We start from the raw sequence: 2662 nt of genomic DNA, 5'->3' as shown, positions 1-2662 counted from the left end.
CGTCATGGTGCGGCGTCGTGACCTGGTGCGGGTCGTTCCTCGTCGGCGCGGGCGGCTCGACGGACACGGCGGAGTTTGAGGGCGAAGGTCACGGCTGAGGCGGCGAAGAGCACGGCGGTGATGGCCAGCCACCGGCCGAGGTAGACGTCCATGGACAACCCGGTGGCACGCGGGTAGGGGGTCGACAAGGCGAGGATGAGGGGGAACCAGACGAGCAGGAGCACACCGGAGAGAAAGGTGGGCACGCGCAGGTAGTTGATCCATGGTGGTTGTGGCATGCGGGTGGCGCGATGCCGCAGGACAGCTTGTGCCGACAGGTCGGCGAGCGAGTACAGGGGCAGCAGGATCAGGTCGTGGAGGACCGCCGCGCCGACGAACCAGATCGCGACCTCGAGCGGACGTACGGCGAACAGGCGCACCATGGCGTAGCCGGTGATGGCGAAGGAGGCGATCAGGACGAGAAGGTGGAGGGGGCCGGAGCCGTACCAGCGGACGAAGCGTGCCATGGTCAGGTCCTGAAGGTGAGCCGGTGCACCCACTTGGTGTTGTTCACGCCGGGGTTGGCCGGGACGATGACGCGGGCCGGGTAGCCGTGGTCGAGTGAGAGGTCCGCGTCGTTGACGCGCAGGGCGAGCAGTGATCGAGGGTCGTGGATCTGGTTGTCCCGCAGTACCACCGAGCTGTAGGGGCCGGGTGGTTGGACGGATTGCACCAGGACGCTTCCGGCGTCGGGGAGGCCTGCCAGGGCGGCGAGGTCGGCCAGTCGGAGGCCGCTCCACTGCTGGTTGGGTGTGGACCATCCTTCCACGCAGGCGATCGGCAGTGCGGCGGCGTGCTGGGGCATCGCGAGGAGTTGTGCGCGGGTGAGGACGAGCGTCGGACCGGGGCCGTGGATCTCCAGGCGCCAGGCGGGGCCGACGCGTGCGGGGGTGACGCCGACGGAGGCTGCGGTCTTGTTGATCTGGAAGCCGTTCGGGCCGCTGCCCGGAGTACGGTTGTGGGGCGCGAGAAGGGCGGTGCTGCGCAGCCAGCCGCCGATGCTCTGTCCTGCGGTGACCACGAGGAGGAGGAGCGATCCGCCCCCCACCGTGGCGAGCGCGCCGCGTCGGGTCATCGTCGGCGGTGCGGGAGCGGTTGGGGCCAGGCCGTCGGGGTCGGGGGGTTCTGGCCGTGTGTGGGCGAGGTCGGTGCGCAGTTCGGCTGCCAGGCTGCGGGAGCGCAGGGCGCGGGTCATCCGTCCGAGTCTGAGGCTCGCGTGGACGACGAAGGCGGCGATGAAGACCCAGGCGCCGTAGAAGTGCAGGGTGTAGAAGGAGCCGGGGAAGACGTAGAAGAGCTGGATGTTGATGATGCCGGTGACGAATTCGAAGATCACCCCGCCGACCAGCATGAGCAGGGACAACCGCTCCAGTGCATGGGCGACGGAGCGGACCGGCAGCCATTCGAACAGTTTCGGGATCACTGACCACAACTTGGCCAGCAGCACGGGCACGAGGACCACGCCGAGGGTCACGTGCACGCCCTGGGTCAGCCGGTACAGCCAGTACGGATGTGTGGGCCAGTCGAAGAGGTAGAAGCCCAGCAGGTCTTTGTCCGGGGTCTGGTCGTTGATGCGGCCGAGTCCCGGGTTGTAGGAGGCGTAGGAGAGCATCCCGGTGACGAAGATCAGCGGGATGCCGATCAGCAGGACCAGGCCGAACACGGACGTCAGCCAGGGCCCGCGGAGGGGACTGCGCCAGAAGCCGGGACGGAACGGCCCCGGAGGCGGAGGAGTCCGCTCGACCCGCCGCACGAGGGCCCGGGTACGAGCGGCCCCCTTGGCGGCCCGCGCCGCCGCAGCAGCGCGAACACGCTCCAGGCGCCCCCGTGCATGCCCCTCGTCCGATCCCGGGCGTTGCGGCCCGCCGGAGCCCGGGGCCGGCGACCGTCCGCCACCGTCCATCGGCTGCCTCCCGTGTCCCCGCGCTGTCTCTTCAGAGGGCGGATCAAACCCCAGCGCGCCGTCGGTGCCTGTCAAGTCGTCAGCTGCAAACTGGCACAGATCGGGTCGGCTCGCCGTTTCTGCCGTGCATGCGGGTGTCCGTCGCCCGCCGAACGGTCGAAACCGGCGCTCCGCACGGCTCGACGGGGCCCATGGTGGCCTCATGCTGGTGGGGTGCGACGCCTCAGCGCACGGCGCAGCGCCTCCGCCCGGCCCGGCCGCGCCGCGCTGACCAGGGAAGTGTTCTGGTTCGTCGTGATCGGCGTCGCCTCCACGGTGGCCCAGGCCCTGCTGTACTGGGTGCTGCGCCACTGGTCGCCGCCCGTCCCGGCCAATTTCGCCTCCCTTCTTGCCGTCACCGTCCTCAACACGGAGGCCAACCGCCGGCTTACCTTTCGCGGGTCCGCGGTCCGGGCGCTCCAGGCGCATCTGGCCGCGGGGGGCCTGTTCGTCCTGGCGTACCTGGTCACCTCGGGCGCCGTCCTGCTCTTCCGCCACTACCGGCCCACCGCCTCACCAGCGGCGGAGACCCTGGTGCTCGCACCGAGCTTCGCCCTGGTGACCGTGGTGCGCTTCACCGTCCTGCGGATGGTCGTCTTCAGACGCCGCCACCGATGACGCCTCGCGCCCCATGTGGCCGACACGCCTGCCCTCACGCACCGTCCCGCCCCCTGTCTCCGC

3 protein-coding genes are annotated in these 2662 nt (G+C 70.2%); 1 reads left to right on the top strand and 2 read right to left on the bottom strand.

Features of this window, described 5'->3' with window-relative positions; genetic code table 11:
* Positions 1–2: 2 nt before the first annotated feature.
* On the bottom strand, positions 3–506 hold the full coding sequence (locus ACIP4X_RS35695; protein ID WP_358738402.1) for a hypothetical protein: 504 nt from the start codon (positions 504–506) through the stop codon (positions 3–5).
* Positions 507–508: 2 nt separating this feature from the next.
* Positions 509–1942, bottom strand: coding sequence for a molybdopterin-dependent oxidoreductase (locus ACIP4X_RS35690; RefSeq protein ID WP_401352530.1), 1434 nt, complete (start codon positions 1940–1942; stop codon positions 509–511).
* Positions 1943–2155: 213 nt separating this feature from the next.
* Between ACIP4X_RS35690 and ACIP4X_RS35685 the strand changes: the two genes are divergently transcribed.
* Positions 2156–2599, top strand: a complete 444-nt coding sequence (locus ACIP4X_RS35685) for a GtrA family protein (RefSeq protein ID WP_401352527.1) — start codon at positions 2156–2158, stop codon at positions 2597–2599.
* The last annotated feature ends 63 nt before the right edge of the window (positions 2600–2662 follow it).

This window comes from Streptomyces sp. NPDC088817 (genome assembly GCF_044750345.1).
Classification (GTDB): domain Bacteria; phylum Actinomycetota; class Actinomycetes; order Streptomycetales; family Streptomycetaceae; genus Streptomyces.
Note: the sequence above shows the minus strand (reverse complement) of the source record. Positions and strands in the feature narration are given on the sequence as shown.